Genomic DNA, 25,107 nt, shown 5'->3' with positions numbered 1-25,107 from the left:
CTCCTCCTCCGTGCGCCGGTGCGGGGCCGCCCGGAGGCGGGCCCCTGCTCCGGCTTGCTCTGTCGGCCTTCTCCATCGGCGGTTCACAGCCAGGTGTTGAACCGGCGGATGTACCAGGTCTTCACTCCCTGGGTCAGCAGGCAGTACGCCAGCAGCGTCCCGGCCAGCCACGGGAAATAGCTCAGCGGCAGTGCCGTCAGGCCGAGCGCCGGGGCGAGCGGCGAGAACGGCAGGGCGATGCCGAACGCCATGACCAGGGCGGTCATCAGCAGGACGGGCCGGGTGGCCCGGGACCGTACGAACGGGATCCTGCGGGTGCGCAGCATGTGCACCACGAGCGTCTGTGTCAGCAGCCCCTCGACGAACCAGCCGGACTGGAACAGCGCCTGGTGCGCCTCGCTGTTCGCCCCGAAGACGTGCCACATCAGCAGGAAGGTGGTGATGTCGAAGACCGAGCTGGTCGGTCCCAGGACGAGCATGAAGCGTCCGATGCCCCGGGCGTCCCAGGTCCGCGGCTTGCGCACGTACTCCTCGTCCATCCGGTCCCAGGGGGTGGCGAGCTGCGAGATGTCGTAGCAGAGGTTCTGTACGAGCAGTTGGGTGGCGAGCATCGGCTGGAACGGCAGGAAGGCGGAGGCGGCCAGCACCGAGAAGACGTTGCCGAAGTTCGAGGAAGCCGTCATCTTGATGTACTTGATGGTGTTGCCGAAGGTCCGGCGCCCCTGGAGGACGCCCTGTCCGAGGACGGTCAGGTCCTTCTCCAGCAGGATGATGTCGGCGGACTCCTTGGCGAGGTCCACGGCGGTGTCGACCGAGACACCGACGTCCGCCTCGCGCAGCGCCGCGGCGTCGTTGATGCCGTCGCCGAGGAAGCCGACGGTGTGTCCGGCGCCCTGCAGCGCGCGGACGATCCTTGCCTTCTGCACGGGGTTGACCTTGGCGAACACGGTCGTCGTACGGACCAGGGCGGCCAGCTCCGGCTCGTCGAGCAGATCGAGGTACGGCCCGGTGACGACGGTGCCCGCCTCGATACCGACGTCGGCGCACACCCGCGCCGCGACCAGCTCGTTGTCGCCGGTGACGACCTTGACGGCGATGCCGCTGCCGGCCAGCGCCCGCAGGGCCTCGGCGGCGTCCCGCTTCGGCGGGTCGAGGAAGGCCAGGAAGCCGCGCAGGGTCAGCTCCGCCTCGTCGGCGACGCCGTACGTCTCGCGGGTGGCGGGCAGCGTACGGGTCGCCACCGCCAGGACCCGCAGGCCCTGCCGGTTGTGGTTCTCGGCGGTCAGGGCGACCTGCCGGCGCAGTGCGTCGGTCAGCTCCAGCCGCTGCCCGCCGTCGGTGAGGTGGGTGCACAGTGCGAGGACCTCCTCCACCGCGCCCTTGGTGACGAGGAGGTGTTCGGCGGCCGGCCCGTCGAGGTCGTCGCGCCGCAGCACCACCGACATCCGGCGCCGCGCGAAGTCGAAGGGGACCTCGTCGACCAGCGTGAACCGCGCGTCGACGACCACCTCCTCGGCCTCGTGCATCCGGTCGACGACGGCCTGGTCCATGAGGTTGCGCAGCCCCGTCTGGAAGTGGCTGTTGAGGTAGGCGTACTCCAGCACCTCGCCGTCCTCGTGGCCGCGTACGTCGAGGTAGCGGTCCAGGACGACGCGGTCCTCGGTCAGGGTGCCGGTCTTGTCCGTGCACAGCACGTCCATCGCGCCGAGGTTCTGGATGGCGTTCAGGCGCTTGACGACGACCTTGCGCTTCGCCATGGCGACCGCGCCGCGCGCCAGGTTGGTGGTGACCACCATCGGCAGCATCTCGGGCGTCAGGCCCACCGCGACGGCCACCGCGAAGGTGACAGCCTCGGCCCAGTCGCCCTTGGTGAGGCCGTTGACGGCGAACACCAGCGGCACCATCACCAGCATGAAACGGATCAGCAGGAAGCTGACCTTCTTCACCCCGGCGTCGAAGCTGGTCTCCGGGCGCTCGCCCGCCAGCGAACCGGCCATCGACCCGAAGTAGGTGTCCCGCCCGGTGGCGACGACCACGCCGGTCGCGGTGCCGGAGGTGACGGAGGTGCCCGCCAGCGCCAGGTTGTCCGCCTCCACCGGGTCGGCGGTCGTGTGCTGACCGCCGTCCTCGGCCCGGGTGTCGGCCTTGGCGACGGGCAGCGACTCGCCGGTGAGCGCGGCCTGGGCGACCATGAGGTCCTTGGCGGACAGCAGTCGCAGGTCGGCCGGTACGAGGTCACCGGCGGCCAGCACGACGACATCGCCGCGCACGACGTCCGCCACCGGCACCTCCACGGTGGCCGGAGCCTGCGTACGGGCGGCCCTGCGCTGTACGGCGGTGGTCGTGGTGACCAGGGCGCGCAGCGCGGCGGCGGAGCTGCCCGAGCGGTACTCCTGCCAGAACCGCAGCAGTGCGCTGATCAGCACCATCGCGCCGAGGATCGGGATCTTGGGGTCGAAGGGCTCCTCGTCGGCGGCCTGGAGCCACTGCACGTACATGACGGCGGCCAGGCCCGTGAGCACGAGGATGAACGGGTTCCAGAACGCCTTCGCCAGTTGCGCGTACCAGCGCGGCGGACGCTCGTGCGCGATGACGTTGGGGCCGTCGTGCTCCAGGCGGGCCTCGGCGTTCTCCTGGAGCAGGCCGTCGCGTCCGGTGCGCAGGTCCTGGAGGACCCCGGACGCCGGGCGCGCGCTGATGGCGGCCAGGTGCTCGCCGACGGCGCGGGTGCGGGCCGCCAGTTCGGCGGCCTTCCGCTCCCGGCGGCACGGGCGGCGGCCCGGCGGAGCGAGCTTCTCGGGGGTGAGCAGATCGGTCATGACAGAACCTCCCTCCGTGCGGGGGCGCGGCGGCATGGGGCCATGACGGCATGCGGGCATGACGGCATGACCGGGCGGCGCGGGGCCCCGGCACAGGGAATTGCGTTATCGGTGATGTGGAATCACGGGAAAGGAAAGAGAGTGCGCGCACGCCGAAAAGCACCACGGCACAGCCGTACGCATTTCCGCGCGCCGGGCGTTGTGCGCGGCACACGGAAAAGGGAACGGAAATACAGAGCGCGGAGCAGGAGCAGCCGGGGGCAGCGCACACCGGCGGCCGCCGTCATCGCCACGCTCGGCGGCTTCCGGCAGCGGACATCCGGCACTTCTCAGCGGTAGTGGCCCACAGCGCGGCGGTACACCGGCCCCTTGCAGGGCACCGGTGTCAGCTCACGGGGAATTCAGCAGTCAGCACACTGCAACGCTGCGGCAAGGACTTCCTTCGGGACTCATCCCGATCACCTCCTTGCTCGCGCGGACACAAACCCGGGCGCCGCGCGTTCCGGCACCCGCACCACCGAATAATGCCATACCCGGCCCGCCGGCCTCTCCCCCTTTCGGCCAAGAATTTCCCAAGCACCGGTGTGATTCACCTCGCACCCGCCCTCCGGTACGGCATCATCGTCCGATGGGGACGGGAAATGCCACGGCCGTTGCGACCGGCACGGCATCACGGCGGCGGGCGGCCACGGCCGTCGCGGGCGCCCTCCTCCTCACCGCCACCGTTCCCCTCGTCTTCCGCGCCGCCGGTTCGGACGGCGTGACGCCCGTACCGCAACTGCTCGCCTTCCTGCCCTGGCTGCTGGTGCCCGCCGCGCTCGCCCTGGCACTGTCCCTCGCGGCGCGCTGGCGGCCCGGACTGTTCTGGGCCGCCGCCGTACTGCTCGGCCTGACGGCGTTCGTCCGGCCGTACGGCGACGACGCCCCCGCGCCGCGCGGAGAGCCCCTCGCCCGCCTCCGCGTCCTCACCGCGAACCTCGAATTCGGCCGCGCCACGGACGGACTGCTGGCCACGCTGCGCCGGGAGAGCCCCGACCTCGTCGCGGTCCAGGAGTGCGACCCGGAGCGCTGCGCCGCCGCCCTGGCCTCCCCCGCCGTCCGCGCGGCCTACCCCTTCCGCCTCCTCGCCGGACACGGCGCGTCCGAGGGCTCCGCCGTACTGAGCCGGTACCCGCTGCGCACGGACGGCGCGGTGGCGGGCGAACTCGCCATGCCCCGCGCGTCCGTCACCGTCCGAGGCCACCGCCTGCGCTTCCAGGTCGCCCACCCGATGCCGCCGCTGCCCGCCTCCCTGGCCACCTGGCGCACCGAACTCGGCCGCCTCCGCGACCTGGCGGCCACCCGCGGCCGCGAACCTCTCGTCATCGCGGGCGACTTCAACTCCTCCCAGGACCACGCCGCCTTCCGGGCCGTCCTGGACACCGGCCTGCACGACAGCGCCGAGCGGACCGGCAGCCCCCGCACCCCGACCTGGCCCGCCCGCACCACTCCCGTGCTGGGCGCCCAGATCGACCACGTCCTGGTCAGCGGCGCCCTGCGCCCCCGCGCGGCCCGCTTCCTGGACCTGCCGGACACGGACCACCGGGCGCTGGCCGTCGACTTGGAGCTGCACGCGGCGCGCTGAAGTGGCCCCTCCGTCAGCCCTCCCCCGGCCCCTGGTCCCGTTCGCGGCGGTCGTACGCGGCACGGGCCTCGGCGATCTCTTCCTGGTGCTCCTCGGTCCAGGTGACCAGCGCCTGGATGGTGTCGTGCAGGGTCGCGCCCAGGGGCGTCAGCTCGTAGTCGACCCGGGGCGGGACGACCGCGTGCACGGTACGGCGGACGAGGCCGTCGCGTTCGAGCTGGCGCAGTGTGACCGTCAGCATCCGCTGGCTGATGCCGTCGACCTCGCGGCGCAGTTCGGTGAAGCGCAGCGTGCGGCGGTCCAGCAGCGCGATGACGAGCAGCGACCACTTGTCGGCGACCCGGTCGAGGATCTGCCGGACCTCACAGCCCTCCCGTACGTCCCACTGCCGGGCGTCGTAGCCGCACGCGGCGCCGGGGGCCGTGCCGGGTCCGTGCGCGCCGTCGTCGCACGGCTCGGCCGGACGGGTTACCCCGGTGTGCCCGGGTGACTTCGAAGTGCCTTCTTCCATGGGGGTTCACGGTGCCGGAAGATGCGGTCGGTAACAAGAGGTAACCGACCGGCACAGGGAGCACCGACCATGGACCTCACCACCGCCACCTGGCGCCCGGGGACGGCGACCGTATGAGCGGCCGGAGCTGGGGCGTGCTGCTGGTGCTGTGCGGAGCGATCTTCCTGGAGGGCATCGACATCGCCATGCTGAACGTGGCGCTGCCGTCGATCCGGGCCGATCTCGGGCTGTCCACCGGCGCGTTGCAGTGGGTGATGAGCGCGTACGTGCTCGGCTACGGCGGCTTCATGCTGCTCGGCGGGCGGGCGGCCGACCTGTTCGGACGGCGGCGGATGTTCCTGCTGCCGCTCGCGGTCTTCCTCGTCTTCTCGGGCCTCGGCGGCATCGCGGGCGACGGGTGGACGCTCGTCCTGGCCCGGTTCGTGACGGGTGCCTGCGCCGCGTTCATGATGCCCGCCGGGCTGTCCGTCATCACCACCGGCTTTCCCGCGGGGCGGCAGCGCACCAAGGCCCTGCTGGTCTACTCGGGCACCGGGGGCGGCGGCTTCTCCGTCGGGCTGGTCGCCGGGGGCCTGCTCACGGCGGCCGACTGGCGGTGGGTGTTCTTCGCGCCGGTCGTCCTGGCGGCCGTGATCCTCGCCGCGGGGCTGCCGCTCATTCCGCGTACGGAGGCGATACGCGCGAAAGAGGTGCGTGCGGCCGGGACGCGTGCGACGCCACGCCCCCGGCTGGACCTCCCCGGCGCTGTCACCGTCACCGGCGCGATCCTCCTGTTCGTCCTGACCGTCGAGCGCGCCTCGCACGCCCCGCCGGTCCGGACCCTGGCCACCTTCGCCGCCGCTCTCGTCCTCCTGCTCGCGTTCGTGCTGATCGAACGCCGGTCGGCGGCGCCGCTGGTGCGGCCGGGCATCTTCCGTACGCGCTCGCTGGTCCGCGCCGGCCTGACCGGGCTGCTGTTCACCGCCGGCTTCTTCGGGTTCCAGTTCATCGCCGTGCTCTACCTGCGCGAACTGCGCGGCTGGTCCACGCTGCAGACGAGTTTCGCGATGCTGGCCATGGGTGCCGACGTGGTCCTCGCGCCCGTTCTGACGCCCCGGCTGGTCCGGCGGTTCGGCACCGCGCGGGTGATTCTGGGCGGCCTGCTGCTGGCGGTCGTCGCGTACGCCGCCTTCCTGCCGCTCGGCATGGACCGCGCGTACGCCGCGATGTTCCCGAGCCTCCTGCTGATCGGCATCGCCTTCGCGCTGGTCCACGGGCCGCTCACGATCACCGCGACGGAGGGTGTCGCCGAGCACGAACAGGGTCTGGCCGCCGGGCTTCTGTACACGTCCTTGCAGTTCGGCGCCGCGCTGGGCCTGTCGGCTGCCACCGCTGTCGCCACGGCCGTCGCGGGCGCCGCCACGGCCCCCGGCGACGGCGGTCTCCTCACCGCGTACCGCGCCGCGCTCCTGGTGCCCCTTCTGACCGCTGTGCTCGCCGTCCTGATCAGCCCGCGGAATCACCGCAGCCGTCGGCTCCGCCCCCTCACGCCACCGAAGCCGGCCCTATGCGGTCCAGGGGCGCGGGGTGGTCGTGGTGAATAGGGGTGTGGGCGCCGGTCAGGGGGGTGCCGGTGCCGCCGCGGCGGTTGGCGACGATCTCGGCGGCGATGGACAGGGCCGTCTCCTCGGGGGTGCGGGCGCCGAGGTCGAGGCCGATGGGTGAGCGCAGGCGGTTGAGTTCGAGTTCGGTCAGGCCGATGGCGCGGAGGCGGGCGAGGCGGTCCAGGTGGGTGCGGCGGGAGCCCATGGCGCCGACGTAGGCGACGGGGAGGCGCAGGGCGCGTTCCAGGAGGGGGACGTCGAACTTGGCGTCGTGGGTGAGGACGCACAGGGCGGTGCGGGCGTCGAGTTCCTGGGTTTCGAGGTAGCGGTGCGGCCAGTCGACGACGACCTCGTCCGCGTCGGGGAAACGGGCGCGGGTGGCGAAGACGGGACGGGCGTCGCAGACGGTGACGTGGTGGCCGAGGAACTTTCCGGCGCGTACGAGGGCTGCGGCGAAGTCGATGGCGCCGAAGACGATCATGCGCGGGGCGGGGACGGAGGTCTCGACGAGGAGGCGGACGGGTTCGCCGCAGCGGGAGCCGTCGGCGCCGATCTCGACGGTGGCGGTGCGGCCGGCGTCCAGCAGGGCGCGGGTCTCGTGGGCGGCGGTGCGGTCCAGGCCGGGGTGGCCGCCGAGGGTGCCGGTGACGCCGCCGTCAGGGCGTACGAGCAGGGCGCCGCCCAGGAGGCGGGCCGGGCCGCCGACGACCCGGGCCACCGCCGCGGCTTCGCCCGAGGCCGCGGCGGCCAGGGCGGCGGTGAGGGTGGCGGCGCGGCCCGTACCGTCCTCCGCGCGGGCCGCGCCACCGTCACCCGGTGTGCCCGGCGTGCCCGGTGCGTCCGTTTCGTCCACGCCGTACGGCTGTACCGGAGTGACGAGGATGTCGATGACGCCGCCGCAGGTCAGGCCGACCGCGAAGGCGTCCTCGTCGCTGTAGCCGAAGCGCTCCACCACCGTTTCCCCGGTGCGGAGCGCTTCCAGGCACAGCTCGTAGACCGCCCCCTCCACACACCCGCCGGAGACCGACCCGATCGCCGTGCCGTCGCGGTCGACGGCCAGGGCGGCGCCGGGCTGGCGGGGGGCGCTGCCGCTGGTGGCCACGACGGTGGCCACCGCGAAGGGGCGTCCCTGCCGGGCCCACCGGTGCAGCTCGTCGGCGATGTCCAGCATGTCGGTCTCCTTACGGGTGGGTGCGGGGCGGGTGCTACTTGACGCCCAGCCAGTTCTCGATCGGGTGCAGCGCGAAGTAGACGAGGAAGATCAGGCTGAGTACCCACATGAAGGCGCCGACCTCCCGCCACTTGCCCTGCGCGGTCTTGATGGCGGTGTAGGCGATGACGCCCGCGCCGACGCCCGCGGTGATGTTGTACGTGAAGGGCATCAGCGCCACGGTGAGGAACACCGGGACCGACACGGATCGGTCGCTCCAGTCCACGTGCTTGGCGGCGCTCATCATCATCGAGCCGATGACGACGAGGGCGGCCGCGGCGACCTGGGCGGGCACGAGCTGGGTGAGCGGGGTGAAGAAGAGGCAGGCCGCGAAGAACAGACCGGTGACGACCGAGGACAGGCCGGTACGGGCGCCTTCGCCGACGCCGCTGGCCGACTCGATGAACACGGTCTGGCCGGACGCGCCCGCGACACCGCCGATCGCGCCGCCCGCGCCGTCGACGAACAGCGCCTTGGACAGGCCGGGCATCCGGCCCTTGTCGTCGGCGAGCTGGGCCTCCGTACCCACGCCGATGATGGTGGCCATGGCGTCGAAGAAGCCGGCCAGCACCAGAGTGAAGACGATCATGCCGACGGTGATCGCGCCGATCTGGTCCCAGCCGCCGAACTCCACGTGTCCGAAGAGCCCGAAGTCGGGCGCGGCCACCGCGCTGCCGTGCAGCTCGGGCGAGGTGCCGCCCCAGTCCTTGTCGGTCAGGCCGCCGAGGCTGGTGGCGAGGACGGACAGGACGGTGCCGATGACGATGCCGATGAGGATGGCGCCGGGGATGTTGCGGGCCTGCAACATGAAGATCAGCAGCAGCGTGACGGCGAAGAAGAGGACCGGCCAGCCGGAGAGTTCGCCGGTCAGGCCGAGCTGTACGGGGCCGCCGGCGCCCTTGCCGACGAAGCCGGCCTTCACCAGGCCGAGCAGGGCGACGAACATCCCGATACCCATGGTGATGGCGTGCTTGAGGGCCAGCGGGATGGCGTTCATGATCATCTCGCGGAGGCCGGTGACCACCAGGAGCATGATGACGACGCCGTACAGCACACACATGCCCATCGCCTGCGGCCACGTCATGTACGGGACGACCTGCGAGGTCAGCGCCGCGGACACGTTCAGCCCGGCGGCCAGGGCCAGCGGCACCTTGCCGACGAAGCCCATCAGCAGGGTGCAGACCGCCGCGCCGAACGCCGTGGCCGTCACCACCCCGGCGCTCGCCAGGGTGGTCTTCTCGACGTCCGGCGTGGCCAGGATGAGGGGGTTGAGCAGGAGGATGTAACACATCGCCATGAAGGTGGTGATGCCGCCGCGCACCTCGCGCGCGACCGTCGACCCTCTGTCGGATATGTGGAAGTACCGGTCGAGCCAGGACCGGCCGGCGGGCTGCCGCGAGCCGGCGCCCGCGTCTTCCGCCGTGGTCTTCGGCTCCAGGAACTGCTGGGTCATGGTGCCTTACTCCCAAGGTTCATAGGGGCCCTCGCGTCACGCGCGCACCGCGCCGCGAGATTTGGGATGGAACATCGGCTGCACGACCCGGGGGACGGCCCAGGCGCCTGCGGCGGGGCAGCCGTACGGCGGTGACCGGCACCGCGTACGGCTGCCCGGCCGGAGCGGCTATGTACCGGTGAGGTGCTCCGGACGGACCGGAGTCCTGTTCAGTTCGAGCCCGGTCGCGTTCCGGATCGCCGCGAGGACGGCCGGGGTGGACGACAGGGTGGGGGCCTCGCCGATGCCGCGCAGCCCGTACGGGGCGTGCTCGTCGGCGAGTTCGAGCACGTCGACCGGGATGGTCGGCGTGTCGAGGATGGTGGGGATCAGATAGTCCGTGAAGGAGGGGTTGCGCACCTTCGCGGTCTTCGGGTCGACGATGATCTCCTCCATCACCGCGACGCCGAGGCCCTGCGTCGTACCGCCCTGGATCTGGCCGACGACGGAGAGCGGGTTGAGCGCCTTGCCGACGTCCTGGGCGCAGGCCAGTTCGATGACCTTGACCAGGCCGAGTCCGGTGTCCACCTCGACGACCGCGCGGTGCGCGGCGAAGGAGTACTGGACGTGGCCGTTGCCCTGGCCGGTACGCAGGTCGAACGCCTCGGTGGGGCGGTGCCGCCACTCCAGCTCCAGATCGACGGCCTCGCCCTCCAGGACGTCCACGAGGTCGGCGAGCACCTCGCCGCCGTCGGTGACGACCTTGCCGCTCTCCAGGACGAGCTCGGCGGTGGCCCACGCCGGGTGATGGGTGCCGAACTTGCGGCGGCCCAGCTCCAGGACCTGCTCGCGCACGTGCTCGCAGGTGTTCTTCACCGCGCCGCCGGTGACATAGGTCTGCCGGGAGGCGGAGGTGGAGCCCGCCGAGCCGACCTGGGTGTCCGCCGGGTGGATGGTGACCTGCTCGACGCCCAGCTCGGTACGGGCGATCTGCGCGTGGACGGTGATGCCGCCCTGGCCGACCTCCGCCATCGCGGTGTGCACGGTCGCGACCGGCTCGCCGCCGACGACCTCCATGCGGACGCGGGCGGTGGAGTAGTCGTCGAAGCCCTCGGAGAAGCCGACGTTCTTGATGCCGACGGCGTAGCCGATGCCGCGCACGACGTCCTCGCCGTGCGTGGTGTTGGACAGTCCGCCGGGCAGCGCGCGGACGTCGGCGCCCTCGGTGGTCACCCACTGGTGCTCCGGCGGCAGCGGCATCGCCTTGACGCGGCGGAGCAGTTCGGCGACCGGCGCCGGGGAGTCGACCTGCTGCCCGGTCGGCAGCAGGGTGCCCTGCTCCATGGCGTTGAGCTGCCGGAATTCGACCGGGTCCAGGCCCAGCTTCTTCGCCAGCTTGTCCATCTGCGCCTCGTAGGCGAAGCACGCCTGGACGGCGCCGAAGCCGCGCATGGCGCCACAGGGCGGGTTGTTCGAATACAGGGCGATGGCCTCGATGTCCACGTCCTCGACGGCATAGGGGCCGACGGAGAGGGAGGCGGCGTTGCCGACGACGGCCGGGGAGGCGGACGCGTAGGCACCGCCGTCCAGCACGATGCGGCACTTCAGGTGGGTGAGCTTGCCCTCCTTGGTGGCGCCGTGCTCGTACCAGAGCTTGGCGGGGTGCCGGTGGACGTGGCCGAAGAAGGACTCGAACCGGTTGTAGACGATCTTGACGGGCTTGCCGGTGCGCAGCGCGAGCAGGCAGGCGTGGATCTGCATCGACAGGTCCTCGCGGCCGCCGAAGGCGCCGCCGACGCCGGAGAGCGTCATCCGGACCTTCTCCTCGGGCAGGCCGAGGACCGGCGCGATCTGACGCAGGTCGGAGTGGAGCCACTGGGTGGCCACGTACAGGTCGACGCCGCCGTCCTCGCCCGGTACCGCGAGGCCGGACTCCGGGCCGAGGAACGCCTGGTCCTGCATGCCGAAGACGTACTCGCCGGTGACGATCACGTCGGCGCGGCGGGCCGCCGCGGCGGCGTCGCCGCGCACGATGGGCTGGCGGTGCACGATGTTGGGGTGCGGTACGTGCCCGGCGTGGGAGTCGTCGCGGTTCTCGTGGACCAGCGGCGCGCCCTCGCGGGTCGCGGACTCCTCGTCGGTGACCAGCGGCAGCTCGGCGTACTCGATTCTGATCTTGGCAGCGGCGCGGCGGGCGGTCTCCGGGTGGTCGGCCGCGACCAGCGCGACCGGCTCGCCGTGGTGGCGGACCTTGCCGTGCGCCAGGACAGGCGTGTCCCGGATCTCCAGGCCGTAGTTCTTCACGTCCGTGGGCAGGTCGTCGTAGGTGAGGACCGCGTACACGCCGGACTGGGCGAGCGCCTCGGAGGTGTCGATGGAGACGATCTCGGCGTGCGCGACGGTGGAGCGCAGGGTGAAGCCCCACAGCATGTCCTCGTGCCACAGGTCCGAGGAGTACGCGAACTCGCCGGTCACCTTGAGGGTGCCGTCCGGGCGGAGCGTGGAGGCGCCGATGCCCGCGTCGGTCTTGCCGCCCTGGGTGAGGTGGGTGGGCGTGCGGGTGACTCCGGTCATGGTCAGGCCCCCGTTCCGACGGTCCGCACGTCGCCGCGGGCGGCGGCGAGCCGGACCGCGTCGAGGATCTTCTCGTAGCCCGTGCAGCGGCACAGGTTGCCGGACAGTGCCTCGCGGATGTCCGCGTCGGACGGCTGGGCGTTGCGCTCCAGCAGTTCGTCGGCGGCGACCAGCAGACCGGGCGTGCAGAAACCGCACTGCACGGCGCCCGCGTCGATGAACGCCTGCTGGATCGGCGCGAGCCCGGCCTGCTCCCCCGTCCGGCCGTCGGCGCCGGCCGGCTTGGCCTGCCAGCGCCGCGCCGCGTCCAGGCTCGTACCGGCTGCATCGCCGGCCGCCGTGCCTGTCTCCGTCCCGCAGGCGCCGGTGGCGCAGCCGCCGCGCTGCGCGCGCTGCCCGGCGAAGTCGGCCAGCCCCTCGACGGTGACGACCTCGCGGCCCTCCGCCTGGCCGGCCGCCACCAGGCAGGAGCACACCGGCACACCGTCCAGACGGATCGTGCAGGAGCCGCATTCGCCCTGCTCGCAGGCGTTCTTCGAACCGGGCAGGCCCATCCGCTCGCGCAGCACGTACAGCAGGCTCTCGCCCTCCCATACGTCGTCGGCCTGCTGCTCGCGGCCGTTGACGGTGAATGTCACGCGCACTGGGCGCTCCTCTCGTTGCCGCGGTAGGACTCCCAGGTCCAGCCGAGGGTGCGGCGCGCCATGATCCCTACCGCGTGGCGCCGGTACTTCGCGCTGCCGCGCACGTCGTCGATCGGGTTGCAGGCGCCCGCCGCCAGCTCCGCGAACTGCTTCGCCACGGACGGCGGCACGGGCCGCCCCGACTCCCAGAAGCCGCCCTCCTCCAGCGCCGCCGCCAGGAACTCCTCGGCGGCCGTGGCGCGTACGGGGGTGGGCGCTGCCGAGCCGATGCCGGTCCGTATCGTCCGGGTGCGCGGGTGCAGCGCGAGACCGAAGGCGCACACCGCGATGACCATCGCGTTGCGCGTGCCGACCTTGGAGAACTGCTGCGGGCCGTCCGCCTTCGGCAGGTGCACCGCGCGGATCAGCTCGTCCGGCTCCAGCGCGTTGCGCTTGACGCCCAGGTAGAACGCGTCGATCGGGATCGTGCGGCGGCCGCGGACCGACTCGGCCTCGACCTCGCCGCCGGAGGCGAGCAGCGCCGGGTGCGCGTCGCCGGCCGGGGAGGCGGTGCCCAGGTTGCCGCCGACGCCGCCGCGGTTGCGGATCTGCGGGGAGGCCACGGTGTGCGAGGCGAGCGCCAGGCCGGGCAGCTCGGCGCGCAGGTTCTCCATGATCTGCGTGTACGGCACGGACGCGCCCAGCCGTACGGTCTCCTCGCCCACCTCCCACTCCCGCAGGTCGTCGATGCGGTTCAGGTCGAGCAGGTACTCCGGGCGGCGGTGGTCGAAGTTGATCTCGACCATCACGTCGGTGCCGCCCGCGATCGGCACAGCGGTGGGGTGCTCGGCCTTGGCGGCGAGCGCCTCCTCCCAGCTGGCGGGGCGAAGGAAGTCCATACGGGGGCTCTCTTCCACGAATCTTCGGTGCGGCGGAACGCCGGGCCGGCCGGGCACCGGATCCGCTCGCGAAATCGGGTCGTCCGCTGCCCGGAACGAGGACTTTCGGCCCTCGCGTCCGCCGGGCTGTTCATGTCGTGTTTACGCGGTCGGGCCAAGTGAACGCGCCGGGCACCCGCCGGGTGCAGTCACCGAAACCATGAAGCGGTTGGCTGGCCACGGCGCATGTCTTGTAGATTCGAACGAAAGGCGGGGCCCAGAAACCTCGCGGCATTCCACCGGCAACATCGGACAGAAAAGAACGGCGGGCGAGAGACCATGCGGCTCCGCGCACTCCTGGACACCGGCACGCTCGGCCTGCGGCTGCTGGGCGGCGAGGAGGAACTGGACCGGACCGTGCGTGGTGTGATGACCACCGACCTGCGCGACCCCAGCCGCTACCTGTCCGGCGGCGAACTGGTGCTCACCGGGCTGGCCTGGCGCCGCGAGCCGACGGACTCCGAGCGGTTCGTCCGCATACTGGCCGCGGCCGGGGTCGCCGGACTGGCCGCGGGCGAGGCCGAACTGGGCTCGGTCCCCGACGACCTGGTGGCGGCCTGCGCCCGGCACCGCCTGCCGCTGTTCTCCGTCGTCGAGGCCGTCTCGTTCGCGTCGATCACCGAGTACGTCGTACGGCAGGTCTCCGGCGAGCGGGCGGGCGACCTGGCCGCCGTGGTGGACCGGCACCGCCGCCTGATGACGTCCGGGCCGGCCGGTGGCGGCCCCGAGGTCGTCCTGGACCTGCTCGGCTCGGACCTGGACCTGCGCGCCTGGGTGCTGTCCCCCACCGGCCGGCAGATCGCCGGGTCCACGCTGGCCGGGTCGGGCCCCGAGCTGCCCGCCGAGGTGGGCGCACGGCTGGCCGGGGAGCACCTGGCCGCGTCCCGCACCGGCCGCCGCGGCCCCTACCGGCTCCCGCTCGGCGGCACCACGTACTCCCTCTTCCCCATCCGGAGCACCGGCCGGGACCTGCGCGAGACCGTGCTGTCCGACTGGCTGCTGGCCGTCGAGGCGGACGCGGGCGACTGGGCCGAGGAGCGGCTGGACCTGCTGCACGGCGTCACCCAACTGATCGCCGTCGAACGCGACCGCCGCGACGCGGCCCGTACGGTCCGCAGGCGCCTCGCCCAGGAGGTCCTCGAACTGGTCCAGACGGGCGCCGCGCCCGCCGAGATCGCCGCGCGGCTGCGGGTGGCCGCCCCGGTGCTGCTGCCCGGACTGGGCACCGCCCCGCACTGGCAGGTCGTCGTCGCCCGCGTCGAGTGGGAGGGCGGGGACGTGCCCGGCGGGCCGGTCGCCCAGTCGCTCCTGGAAGAGGTGCTCGTCGACCCCGGTACGTTCGGGCCCGACCCGTCCGACCGGATCGCCGTCGCGCACACCGGCGACGAGGCGGTGGCCCTGGTACCGCTGCCGGCCGTACCGGAGGACGGCGACGCGCGGGAGAGCCGGGACGCGTCCGCCGCCGGGCTCCAGGCCGACACCCTGCTGTCCGTCGTCCAGGAACCGCTGTCCCGCGGACTGGCCGACGACGGGCGGCTGACCCTCGGCGTCAGCGCCTCCGTCCACTCGGCGGAGGGCCTGCGCGGCGCCCTGGAGGAGGCCCGGCACGCCCGCCGGGTCGCCGCCGCCCGCCCCGGCCGGGTCTGCGCGGCGGGCCACGAGGAGCTGGCCTCGCACGTCCTGCTGCTGCCCTTCGTGCCCGACGACGTACGCCGCGCCTTCACGGCCCGCCTCCTGGACCCGCTGCGCGACTACGACCGCCGCCACCGCGCCGAACTGATCCCCACCCTGGAGGCGTTCCTCGACTGCGACGGCTCCTGGACCCGCTGCGCCACCCGTCTCCACCTGCACGTCAACACCCTCCGCTACCGGGTCGGCCGCATCGAGCAGCTGACGGGACGCGACCTGGCGCGCCTGGAGGACAAGCTGGACTTCTTCCTGGCGCTGCGGATGAGCTGAGACGCGTACGCGGGCGGGCGGCAGGGCGCACATCCGGCCATAGCCGAATGGCGCGTATGTACCGCTCCGGCGGCCGATACACAACTGGTCACCTTCCGCCGTCAGTTGACTCACTGTCAGCAGTGCCGGGAAGCAACGGACCGGCATCACCCGTTCGGGCGTATCCCGGCAGCCCGGCCGAACGGCGCGCCCCGAGCCCCCCGGCCCATGGGGCGCCGCACCCCGCCCGCCCCCCGAGCGCGCCGTCGACCCCGTAACGCGTCCAAGAGATTGTGAAATCATTCACCTTCCCCCTTGGCCGGGCGGCGGAATCCGTGCTGAGATGCGCCCACTGCTTCTCAGATCCAGCTCAACGGTGCGCTCGGGGAGGGCAATGTGGCGGACACCGCCATGTCAGGAGCCGCAGGATCCGCGGAAACGGTGGGAACCGCGGAACCGGCGAAACCCGCGGAAACCCCACACACCGCGGGGCCGGCGCCGGGGGTTCCGGCGGCCAGGTCGGCGGCCGGGGCGGACGCCCTGGGCCGCGCCGTGTGGCGGCTGCGGTCCCGTGGCTGCTGGGACGACGCGGCGGCGCTGCTGGAACCCCACGCGGCGGGATTCCCCCCGTACGCGATCCGCCGCGCCGCGCTCCTCGTGGAGCGCTGCATGTTCACCGCCACCGGCTGGGCCGCGGCCGAGGACGCGCTGCGCGCCGCCGAGGCGCTGGCGGGCGACAACGACGAGCGCGGCGCCGCGGCCTGCGAGCGCGGCCAGCTCGCGTACGCCGCCACGGTCCTCGGCGTGCGCGACCGCGCCGACGAGGCACGCTCCGCGCTCGGCCGCGCCGCGGCACTGCTGGCACCGGCGGCGCCCGGCCGCCCGATGCTGGACTTCCGGCGCGGCCTGATGGCCGAACACGTCGCCGACAGCCCGGACTCCGCCCGCGCCGCCTACCGCCGCGCCCACGCGGGCGCCACCGCGCACGGCGACACCCTGCTGCTGTCCTTCACCTGGCGCCATCTCGCCGGTCTCGCCCTGCGCGACGGTGAACTGGCGGAGGCCCGGCACGGCTTCGCCGAATCGCTGCGCATCCGCGAGGAGCTGGGCTTCCTGGTCGGTACGGCGCCGGCCCTGGTCGCCCTCGCCGACGCGGCTCCGCCGGAGGAGGCGGAGGGACTGCGCGCCGAGGCCGCCCGCCTCTTCCGTCTCATGGGCGGCGTACCGACCTGGCTCGCCGAGCACCTCGCGGACGTACCGGTGGCGCCCGCGCCTTCGTAGGGCACGGCATGCCGCGCTGTCGGGGCATATGTCGCTCCGCGCGCCCCACGGACCCCGAATTTGGCCTCAAGTCGCACTGTCCGTGCGGGACTTGGCACTGGATGCTGGTGCGGTTGACTCCCAACCTTCGGCAGCGCCTTTCAGGAGGCCACACCTTGGCAGCAGGAGCACCGCACCCATCGGCCGGCCCGGACTGGGGAAAGGCGGATTTCGAGGCCATCTACGACCGTCCCGACCCGCGTACGTACTTCCGTACGCTGCGTCCGCTCGACTATCAGATCCCGCACCACGGCCAGGGCGTCTTCCGCGCCCTGGCCGAGTCCCTGCAACGGCGCCGCCCCGGCCGCCCGCCGCTCCAGGTCGTCGACCTGTGCTGTTCCTACGGCGTCAACGCCGCGCTGCTGAACCACAAGCTGAGCCTCGACGACCTGTACGACCGGTACACCGACGCCCAGGAGACCGGCGGTCTGCCGCCGGGCCGGCTGGCCGCCGAGGACCGGACGTTCTTCGACGAGCTGCGCCGTCCGGAAGCGGTACGGATCCTCGGCATCGACGCGGCCCGGCACGCGGTCGGCTACGCCGAGCGCGTGGGCCTGCTGGACGCCGGGTTCGCCGAGAACCTGGAGGCCGCGGAGCCCACCGGGCGGCTGCGCGACGCCTTGGCCGGCACCGACCTGATCACCGTGACGGGCGGCGTGGGCTACATCTCCGCCACCACCTTCGGCCGGCTGCTCGCCTGTACGCCCACCGCGCCCTGGGTCGCCGCGTTCGTCCTGCGGACCGTGTCGTACGCGCCGGTCGCCGCGCTGCTCGCGGACGCGGGCCTGGTGACCGAGCGGCTGCCCGCGCGCACCTTCCGCCAGCGCCGGTTCGCCGACCTCGCGGAGCGCCGGGCCGCCTTCGGCGCGCTCCAGGACCGGGACCTGGACACCACCGGCAAGGAGTCGGACGGCTTCTACCACGCGGACCTCTACCTCTCCCGGCCCGCGGCGGACGTGGCGGCGCTGCCTCTGGAGCGGCTGCTCCCCTGAGGCCCGTCGCCGCTCAGTGCGGGCGGCGGGCCGACGCCAGGTGTTCGCGGGCGATCCGCTCGACGATCGCGTACTCCCGGGCCATCAGGGCGTCCAGCAGCGCCGTGTGCTCGGACGCGGCGGCGAGCAGGTCGGCCGTGCGGAGCGGGGTGCCGCCGGGCGCCGGCCACTGCGTACGGCGGTGCAGGTCGTCGGCGACCAGGAGGAGCTGGCGGTTGCCGGTGAGCGCGAGCAGCGCGTGGTGGAAGGCGTGGTCGGCCTCCGCGTAACCGGCGCGGTCGCCGCGGGCGGCGGCCGCGACGCCGGCGGCGGCCAGCGGGCGCAGGTCCTCCCACCGCTCGGCCGGCAGCGCCCGGGCCAGCCGCAGCAGCGCCGGTATCTCCAGCATGGCGCGCACCTCGGCCAGCTCCGCGAGGTCGCGGTGGGTGCGCTCGGCGACGCGGAAGCCGCGGTTCGGGGCGACTTCGACCGCGCCCTCTCCGGCGAGCGTCTGCATGGCCTCCCGGACGGGCGTGGCGGAGACGCCGTAGCGGACGGCGAGCGCGGGGGCCGAATAGACCTCGCCGGGACGCAGTTCACCGGATATCAGGGCTTCGCGGAGGGCGGCGAGCACCTGGCCGCGTACGGAATGCCGCTGCGGCTGCTTGCGGGGCACGGCGTCGGTGGCGGAAGCGGGGGCCGGGACCGCCACCCCTCCTCGTACGCCGCCGGGCACTGCCCTGGAGGGAGCCGTGAGAGGGGACAGCGGCACGGGCACGAACGCCGTGGCGGGGTCGGGCACGCCGGGGTCGTGCTCGAACGCGGTGTCCGGCGCGCCGGGTCCGGTGGGCGCGGCAGGGTGCCGCGCGGGCACGTCGCGTCCGGTGTGCTCGCCCCGCACGGGCTGCGAGCCGCCCTGCGCGGGCACCTGGGCGCGCAGCCGCGGCACCGGTTCCGCTCTGCCCTGCTCCATACGGGTTCCTCCTCACGTCCTCCAGCACCATAGGCGCCCCCTGTGACAGTTCAAACCCGGCTCAAAACCGCCGAAGATCGGGTAAGGTAAGCCTTACCTGCCAACGGACGTGATAACGGTGGTGCCCCGCATGGCCTCTCTGCTCGCCGCCCGGCCGCGCATCGAGCCCTTCGCCGTGGCGTACGCCCGGCTGACCGAGGTGTTCCCCACCCTGACGGTGACCGACTGGGAGGCGGCGGCGCCGCACGGCGAGGGCTGGGTGACGGCCGCCGGGCTGGCCACCGACCCCGCGACCCTGGACGCCTTCCTGGCCTGGGACGACGCACAGGTGGTGGCGGACTACGGACAGCGGGCCCGCCCCGACGTCGTCGCCACCTTCGCGCTGCACCGCTACGCCTGGCCCGCCTGCCTGCTGATCACCATCCCCTGGTTCCTGCACCGGCGGGTGCCGCGGCTGCCCGTCGAGGCCGTCGCCCACCATCGCGAGCAGGGCCGGATGGCCGTACGGGTGCGCTCGTTCGCGTGCCTGCCCGGCGACCCGGCCGCCGCGCTGCCCGGGGCCCGGGTCGTCCCGGACGAGGAGGCCCTGCGCGCCGAGGTGCGGGAGGCGGTCGCCGAGCACCTCGGGCCGGTCCTGGACGCCTTCCGGCCCCGTGTGCGGCGCGGTCCCCGGGCCCTGTGGGGCATGGTGTCGGACGAGATCGCCGAGGGCCTGTGGTACCTGGGCCACCTGCTGGGCGAGGAGCCGAGAGCGGTCGCCGAGCTGAAGCGGCTGCTGCCGGGCGGCACGGCCCCGTACCCGGGCGGCGCCGCCTTCCGCGAGCTGGCCGGTCCGGACGGTGCGGCGCTGCCCACCCGGGACCGGGCGAGCTGCTGCATGTTCTACACGCTGCGCCCCGAGGACACCTGTGTGACCTGCCCGCGTACGTGCGACGCGGATCGCATCAGCCGCCTCACCGCAACCACCTGACACCCACACCACCCGATCGAGTCGTCAAATTCGAACTCAACCCTGCTTCCCTCCAGGGGAGTTCGAGCCGAACACACCCATCCGTAGGTCTCCGCACTCCCTTGCGGTGCTCTTGCCCCGAAACCCCCCGGCGCGGCGGACGGATTCCGCCAGGATGTCGCGCGAACCGCGTACGCCGAGGGCAAGGGGTCCCTGGATGAGAATGACCGATATATCGCTGAATTGGCTGGCTCCGGGAGTGCTGCTGCTCGTCGGCATCCTCTCCGCCGTGTTCGTGGTCCTGCGCGGCAAGCGCTCGTCCGAAGCGGCGTCGGGGAGCGAGGACTCCTGGGAGCGCAGCGAGGAACGCAGGCGCCGGAAGGAGGCCGTCTACGGCACCGCCTCGTACCTGCTGCTGTTCTGCTGCGCCGCGGTGGCCGCGGCCCTCTCCTTCCACGGGCTGGTCGGCTTCGGCGTGACCAACCTCAACCTCTCCGGAGGCTGGGAGTACCTGGTGCCCTTCGGGCTCGACGGCGCGGCGATGTTCTGCTCCGTGCTCGCCGTGCGGGAGGCCAGCCACGGTGACGCGGCGCTCGGCTCGCGCCTGCTCGTCTGGCTGTTCGCCGGGGCCGCCGCCTGGTTCAACTGGGTGCACGCGCCCCGGGGCTTCGGCCACGACGGCGCGCCCCAGTTCTTCGCCGGGATGTCCCTGTCGGCGGCGGTCCTCTTCGACCGGGCGCTCAAGCAGACCCGGCGGGCCGCGCTGCGCGAACAGGGGCTGGTACCGCGTCCGTTGCCGCAGATCCGTGTCGTACGGTGGCTGCGGGCCCCCCGGGAGACCTTCGGCGCCTGGTCGCTGATGCTGCTGGAAGGCGTACGGACCCTGGACGAGGCGGTCGAAGAGGTACGCGAGGACCGGCGGCAGAAGGAGCAGAACCGTCACCGCAGGCGGGAGCGGGACAAGCTGGACCGCGCCCGCATCAAGGCGATCAACCGCCAGCACCGGCACTGGAGCCGCGGCCGCGGCGGCCGGCAGGTCCCGCTGACGGCCGGCGCCCCGACGGCGCACGGCTCACCCGCCGCCGCGCAGCAGGCCGGCGCGGAACCTGCGATAGCCGGCGACCCGGAATCCCTGCCGCCCGGACCGCTGTCCACGGGGTCCGACCCAGTGCATCCGGTCGGTTCCCGCCCGGCGCTGAAGGCCGTGCACGGCCCCGGCACCGATCCGGCGGGTCCGTACCGGCGGACCGTGGACCTGACCGCCGAGGACGACACCCAGGCACTGCCCCGGCTGGACTCCCTGGAGGAGAAACTGGCCCAGATCGAGAAGCAGTTCGGCTGACCCGCGGCGGACCGGGCCCGCACCCCCGGCCGAGGCCCTGTGGTCACATTCCCGTGGTTCCGCCCGGAGGGCGGGCCGCGCGGCGTCCGGTGCACTCCGCTGCGCTCCGTCTCGGCTCTTTCATCCATCCTTCGGAAGCCGAGCCGATCGCAAGGCGCCGGGGCGCCCTCGATGAGGGTCCCCCAGCGGTAGCCGGGGGAGCCGCGCGGCAGGCGGGGAGGTGACGACAGATCCTCAGTCAGGCCGGTCCGCCGCCCAGCTCGAACCAGACGCACTTGCCCACGCCGTGGGCCTTGACCCCCCACGCGTCCGCGAGGGAGTGCACCAGCATCAGCCCCCTTCCCGAGGTGCCGTCCGCCGTCGGCGGGCGCAGTCTGGGCCGCCGTCCCACGAAGTCCCGTACTTCCACCCGCAGCCGGTCGGTGACCGTGGCGGTCACGACGGCGCCCCCGTCGGTGTGCACGAGGGCGTTGGTGACCAGCTCGCTGATGAGCAGTTCCGCTATGTCGGCGTCCCCGGACTCCCCCCACTGGCGCAGGAGCTGACGCAGCTCGGCGCGTACGCCCGCCACCGCCGTCAGATCCGCTTGCCGCAGTGTGCGTTCCATCGTCCCCGGCAGCCGGGTGCCGTTGCGGACGCCGGCGCGTCCGTCCACCGGTCCGGCTCTGTCATCGCGCCGCACAGACTGACGCTTCATCCTCCCCGCCCCGTACGCATTTCCGTGCCGTGGTCTCGAACAGCTTCACGGTCATGCATTCCCACCCGACCCGGCGCCATGCTTCGGCCCACGAGACGGCACGACAGCAGACCGCAGGCATGTGCCCGCGGCTCACCTCGGGGAACGTCCCGTCAGAGCCCGCACCCGAGCTCCGCCGGGGGCGGGACCGCCCCCTCAAGGGCGCGGGATGTTGCGGAGGTTGGAGCGGGCCATCTGGAGCATCCGGCCGACCCCGCCGTCCAGCACGATCTTGCCGGCCGAGAGCGCGAAGCCCTGGACCATGTCCTTGCTGATCTTCGGCGGCATGGACAGCGCGTTGGGGTCGGTGACGATGTCGACCAGGGCCGGACCCTTGTGCTTGAAGGCGTCGCGCAGCGCGCCGCGCAGTTCCTTGGGCTTCTCCACCCGTACGCCGTGCGCCCCGGCGGCCCGCGCGATGGCGGCGAAGTCCGGGTTGTGGTTGTCGGTCCCGTAGGCGGGCAGGCCGGCGACCATCATCTCCAGCTCGACCATGCCGAGCGAGGAGTTGTTGAAGAGGACCACCTTCACCGGCAGGTCGTGCTGGACGAGGGTGAGGAAGTCGCCCATCAGCATGGAGAAGCCGCCGTCGCCGGACATCGAGACGACCTGGCGGCGCCGGTCGGTGAACTGCGCGCCGATCGCCTGCGGGAGGGCGTTGGCCATCGATCCGTGGGTGAAGGAACCGATCACGCGGCGACGGCCGTTGGGACTGATGTAGCGCGCCGCCCAGACGTTGCACATCCCCGTGTCCACAGTGAAGACCGCGTCCTCCGCCGCCTCCTCGTCCAGCACGGACGCGACGTACTCGGGGTGGATCGGCGTGTGCTTGTCGACCTTGCGGGTGTAGGCCTTGACGACGCCTTCCAGGGCGTCGGCGTGCTTCTTGAGCATCCGGTCGAGGAACTTGCGGCTCTTCTTGGGCGTGACACGCGGATTGAGACAGCGCAGCGTCTCGCGTACGTCGCCCCAGACCGCGAGATCCAGCTTGGAGCGGCGCCCCAGCCGCTCCGGACGCACGTCGACCTGCACGATCTTCACGTCGTCCGGCAGGAAGGCGTTGTACGGGAAGTCCGTGCCCAGCAGGATCAGCAGGTCGCACTCGTGCGTGGCCTCGTAGGCCGCGCCGTAGCCGAGCAGACCGCTCATGCCGACGTCGTACGGATTGTCGTACTGGATCCACTCCTTGCCGCGCAGCGCGTGGCCCACCGGGGCCTTGAGCCGCTCGGCGAACTCCATCACCTCGGCGTGTGCCCCCGCGGTGCCGCTGCCGCAGAACAGCGTGATCTTGCCGGCGTCCTCGATCATCCGGACCAGCCGGTCGATCTCCGCGTCACCGGGGCGCACGGAGGGGCGCGAGGTGACCAGCGCGGTCTCGATGGAGCGCTCGGGCGCCTCCTCGTCGGCGATGTCACCGGGCAGCGAGACGACCGCGACGCCGCTGAGCCCGATGGCGTTCTGCACGGCGGTCTGCAGCACCCGCGGCATCTGGTCCCGGGTGGAGATCATCTCGCTGTAGTGGCTGCATTCGGTGAACAGCCGGTCGGGGTGGGTCTCCTGGAAGAATCCGGTGCCGATCTCGCTGGAAGGGATGTGCGAGGCGAGCGCGAGCACCGGGGCCATCGAGCGGTGGGCGTCGAAGAGGCCGTTGATCAGGTGCAGGTTGCCGGGGCCGCAGGAGCCGGCGCAGGCCGTCAGCCGGCCGGTGATCTGTGCCTCGGCGCCCGCCGCGAAGGCGGCGACCTCTTCGTGGCGGACCTGCACCCAGTCGATCGCGGCGTTGCGGCGGATCGCGTCGACGACGGGGTTGAGGCTGTCGCCGACGACTCCGTAGAGCCGCCGCACGCCGGCGCGCACCAGAATGTCGACGAACTGCCCGGCCACGGTCTGTTTCGCCATGTCGCCTCGCTCCTCCGGTGCTGGACCGAGGGGCGGGCACCTGCCCGACAATGGCCCTTTTATGGCATTCCTTCGGTTCTACCACTCCCCCGGGCCCGTGTCCGGCCGGACTACGCCTGCCGCGTCACTTCGGTGCCGCCGCGCGCACCACCGCGCCCGCGTGTCACTCCGGTCCCTCCCCGCCCACCCCGTCGCGCCCCTCCCAGACCGCCACGGCCGTGCGGTCCCGGCCGTACCCCTCCGCGTGCAACCGGACGTCGGCCAGGAACGACGCGAGGCCCGGTGGCCCGCCGCCGGACCAGCGGGCGGCCAGCCGGCCCGCGAAACCGGCCGCCTCGGTCAGCGGGCCGGCGAACCCGGCGCTGCACAGCAGCAGGGTGTCGCCGGGCCGGGTCACACAGGCCCGGAAGCGGAACGGCTCCGGCCACGTCCGCGGCGCGGGTTCGTACGGCGGACGCCACTGCTGCCCGGACGGCGCGCGGGGCAGGCCGGGGAGGGCACCGCCCGGGTCCGGTCCGGACGGGACGAGGCCGGGACCGGCGTCGGACGGCAGGCGCAGGTAGGGGCCGGTGCCGGACGGCAGACCGGGATCAGGGCGGGTGTCGGGCGGCAGGCGCAGGTCGGGGCGGGTGTCGGGCGGCAGGCGCAGGTCGGGGCGGGTGTCGGACAGCGGGCGGAGGTCGGGGCGGGTGTCCGGTGGCCGCTGGACGCCCCGACGGAGCGCGTCCGTGGCGGGGTCGCCGGGAAGCGGCCAGGGCGGCGTGGCGCCCGGCGCCTCCTGCGCGCGTGCCTCACCGTCCGCGGAGCCGTCGCCCGGCTGCCCGGCGGCGTCCGGGCCGGTCCCGGCGACTGCCGCGTCCTGCCGGGGCGGCGCGGGCTCCAGGTCCTGCCAGGCGCCGTTGCGCAGCCGGAGGAAACCACCCGCCCCGACACCGAAGAACACCCGGGTGCGGCAGGCCGGATCGGCGGGCAGCAACAGGCAGCGCAGCGCCGCCGTGTACTGCTCGGGGGCCATGCCCTGCTCGCCCGCGTCCGCGCGGAGCCTGCCGTAGCTGCGGTCGGTGAGGCGGTGCAGGCCGGATTTGAGGGCGCAGCGGTCACCCGTACGGACGTCCTCGGCCAGCCGGGGGTAACTGCGGCCGACGGCGCCGCCGATCCAGCGGCAGACGTCACGGGCTGCACGGTGGGCGCCCGCGTACGCGTACGCCCCGCCGTCGCCCCCGACCGCGGTGGCCACGGCGACCAGGATCAGGGCCTGCTGCCCGGCGCCGAACCGGGCGGTGAGCAGGGCGTCCCCGCGTGGCTCGGCCCGGCGGCGGGCCGCTTCGCCGCGCAGCGAGGCGGCGCGCAGGGTGAGCGGGCCGTATCCGGCGCCGTCCAGTTCCGTGTCGGGTACGAGGTCGTCGAGGGCGGCCGGGTCCGCGGTGGGCAGGGCCATCGGCTCGGGGGCGGCTCCGGATGCCCGGCTCACCGCGCGGAAGGCGGAGTCCACACGGTCGTCGAGCGTGTCCGGGGCCGTCGCGGGGCCGGTGTCCCGCGCCGCTTCGCCGTGGTCCTCGTACAACTCCCGCCACCAGGAGTTCTCGTGGTGGCGCCGATCCCCCTGTGGGTTCATGCGGCGTATTGTCCACCGGCCGGCGGCCCGGAGACAGGGGCACGGCGGGC

The 25,107-nt window shown here is 73.2% G+C and carries 18 protein-coding genes; 7 read left to right on the top strand and 11 right to left on the bottom strand.

Annotation, left to right across the window (positions count from 1 at the left end; all coding sequences use genetic code 11):
- Positions 1-83: 83 nt before the first annotated feature.
- The gene (mgtA, locus tag AB0A97_RS20585; protein ID WP_361151728.1) at positions 84-2,819 is read right to left on the bottom strand and encodes a magnesium-translocating P-type ATPase; all 2,736 of its coding nucleotides are present in this window, start codon (positions 2,817-2,819) and stop codon (positions 84-86) included.
- 628 nt (positions 2,820-3,447) lie between these two features.
- Here mgtA and AB0A97_RS20580 point away from each other — a divergent pair.
- Entirely contained in the window at positions 3,448-4,443 is a 996-nt protein-coding gene (locus AB0A97_RS20580; RefSeq protein WP_361151726.1) for an endonuclease/exonuclease/phosphatase family protein, read from the top strand.
- A gap of 13 nt (positions 4,444-4,456) precedes the next feature.
- Here the strand turns inward: AB0A97_RS20580 and AB0A97_RS20575 are convergent, their stop codons facing one another.
- Positions 4,457-4,954 (bottom strand): helix-turn-helix domain-containing protein, encoded by a 498-nt coding sequence (locus AB0A97_RS20575; RefSeq protein WP_361151723.1) that lies wholly within the window; start codon positions 4,952-4,954, stop codon positions 4,457-4,459.
- A 113-nt stretch (positions 4,955-5,067) separates the two neighbouring features.
- Here AB0A97_RS20575 and AB0A97_RS20570 point away from each other — a divergent pair, with 113 nt between their 5' ends.
- The gene (locus tag AB0A97_RS20570; protein WP_361151720.1) at positions 5,068-6,537 is read left to right on the top strand and encodes an MFS transporter; all 1,470 of its coding nucleotides are present in this window, start codon (positions 5,068-5,070) and stop codon (positions 6,535-6,537) included.
- Here the strand turns inward: AB0A97_RS20570 and AB0A97_RS20565 are convergent.
- From AB0A97_RS20565 to AB0A97_RS20545, 5 genes are all read right to left on the bottom strand, one after another.
- Entirely contained in the window at positions 6,479-7,708 is a 1,230-nt protein-coding gene (locus tag AB0A97_RS20565) for an XdhC/CoxI family protein (protein ID WP_361151717.1), read from the bottom strand. The genes AB0A97_RS20570 and AB0A97_RS20565 overlap by 59 nt on opposite strands.
- 34 nt (positions 7,709-7,742) lie before the next feature.
- On the bottom strand, positions 7,743-9,200 hold the full coding sequence (locus AB0A97_RS20560; protein ID WP_361151714.1) for an NCS2 family permease: 1,458 nt from the start codon (positions 9,198-9,200) through the stop codon (positions 7,743-7,745).
- Between the two features lie 168 nt (positions 9,201-9,368).
- Positions 9,369-11,753: a molybdopterin cofactor-binding domain-containing protein gene (locus AB0A97_RS20555; RefSeq protein ID WP_361151711.1), complete on the bottom strand. Its 2,385-nt coding sequence runs from the start codon at positions 11,751-11,753 to the stop codon at positions 9,369-9,371.
- 2 nt (positions 11,754-11,755) lie between these two features.
- Positions 11,756-12,397: a (2Fe-2S)-binding protein gene (locus AB0A97_RS20550; protein WP_361151708.1), complete on the bottom strand. Its 642-nt coding sequence runs from the start codon at positions 12,395-12,397 to the stop codon at positions 11,756-11,758.
- The gene (locus AB0A97_RS20545; RefSeq protein WP_361151706.1) at positions 12,388-13,275 is read right to left on the bottom strand and encodes a xanthine dehydrogenase family protein subunit M; all 888 of its coding nucleotides are present in this window, start codon (positions 13,273-13,275) and stop codon (positions 12,388-12,390) included. Before AB0A97_RS20545 ends, AB0A97_RS20550 begins: the two co-directional genes overlap by 10 nt.
- Before the next feature lie 318 nt (positions 13,276-13,593).
- Between AB0A97_RS20545 and AB0A97_RS20540 the strand changes: the two genes are divergently transcribed.
- The 3 genes from AB0A97_RS20540 to AB0A97_RS20530 all read left to right on the top strand — a co-directional run bounded on the left by AB0A97_RS20540 (position 13,594) and on the right by AB0A97_RS20530 (position 17,564).
- Positions 13,594-15,273, top strand: coding sequence for a PucR family transcriptional regulator ligand-binding domain-containing protein (locus AB0A97_RS20540; protein WP_361151704.1), 1,680 nt, complete (start codon positions 13,594-13,596; stop codon positions 15,271-15,273).
- A 375-nt stretch (positions 15,274-15,648) separates the two neighbouring features.
- The gene (locus AB0A97_RS20535; RefSeq protein ID WP_361151702.1) at positions 15,649-16,533 is read left to right on the top strand and encodes a hypothetical protein; all 885 of its coding nucleotides are present in this window, start codon (positions 15,649-15,651) and stop codon (positions 16,531-16,533) included.
- Positions 16,534-16,688: 155 nt separating this feature from the next.
- Complete coding sequence (locus AB0A97_RS20530; RefSeq protein WP_361151701.1) at positions 16,689-17,564, top strand: hypothetical protein; 876 nt, start codon at positions 16,689-16,691, stop codon at positions 17,562-17,564.
- 13 nt (positions 17,565-17,577) lie between these two features.
- Here AB0A97_RS20530 and AB0A97_RS20525 read toward each other — a convergent pair whose 3' ends face one another.
- Complete coding sequence (locus AB0A97_RS20525; protein ID WP_361151974.1) at positions 17,578-18,255, bottom strand: GntR family transcriptional regulator; 678 nt, start codon at positions 18,253-18,255, stop codon at positions 17,578-17,580.
- A gap of 391 nt (positions 18,256-18,646) precedes the next feature.
- Here AB0A97_RS20525 and AB0A97_RS20520 point away from each other — a divergent pair, with 391 nt between their 5' ends.
- Together AB0A97_RS20520 and AB0A97_RS20515 are read left to right on the top strand one after the other, a co-directional pair.
- Positions 18,647-19,486 (top strand): (2Fe-2S)-binding protein, encoded by an 840-nt coding sequence (locus AB0A97_RS20520; RefSeq protein WP_361151699.1) that lies wholly within the window; start codon positions 18,647-18,649, stop codon positions 19,484-19,486.
- 196 nt (positions 19,487-19,682) lie between these two features.
- The gene (locus AB0A97_RS20515; RefSeq protein ID WP_361151697.1) at positions 19,683-20,807 is read left to right on the top strand and encodes a DUF2637 domain-containing protein; all 1,125 of its coding nucleotides are present in this window, start codon (positions 19,683-19,685) and stop codon (positions 20,805-20,807) included.
- A 238-nt stretch (positions 20,808-21,045) separates the two neighbouring features.
- Here the strand turns inward: AB0A97_RS20515 and AB0A97_RS20510 are convergent, their stop codons facing one another.
- The 3 genes from AB0A97_RS20510 to AB0A97_RS20500 form a co-directional block, all read right to left on the bottom strand.
- Positions 21,046-21,414 (bottom strand): ATP-binding protein, encoded by a 369-nt coding sequence (locus AB0A97_RS20510; RefSeq protein ID WP_361151972.1) that lies wholly within the window; start codon positions 21,412-21,414, stop codon positions 21,046-21,048.
- A 285-nt stretch (positions 21,415-21,699) separates the two neighbouring features.
- On the bottom strand, positions 21,700-23,442 hold the full coding sequence (locus tag AB0A97_RS20505) for a pyruvate dehydrogenase (protein WP_361151693.1): 1,743 nt from the start codon (positions 23,440-23,442) through the stop codon (positions 21,700-21,702).
- Positions 23,443-23,605: 163 nt separating this feature from the next.
- Entirely contained in the window at positions 23,606-25,057 is a 1,452-nt protein-coding gene (locus AB0A97_RS20500; RefSeq protein WP_361151691.1) for a protein phosphatase 2C domain-containing protein, read from the bottom strand.
- Positions 25,058-25,107 lie beyond the last annotated feature (50 nt).

The sequence above is a fragment of the Streptomyces sp. NPDC045470 genome (assembly GCF_040646595.1).
Lineage (GTDB): Bacteria > Actinomycetota > Actinomycetes > Streptomycetales > Streptomycetaceae > Streptomyces.
The sequence above is the reverse complement of the archived record's forward strand: the minus strand, read 5'-3'. Positions and strand labels throughout refer to the sequence as shown.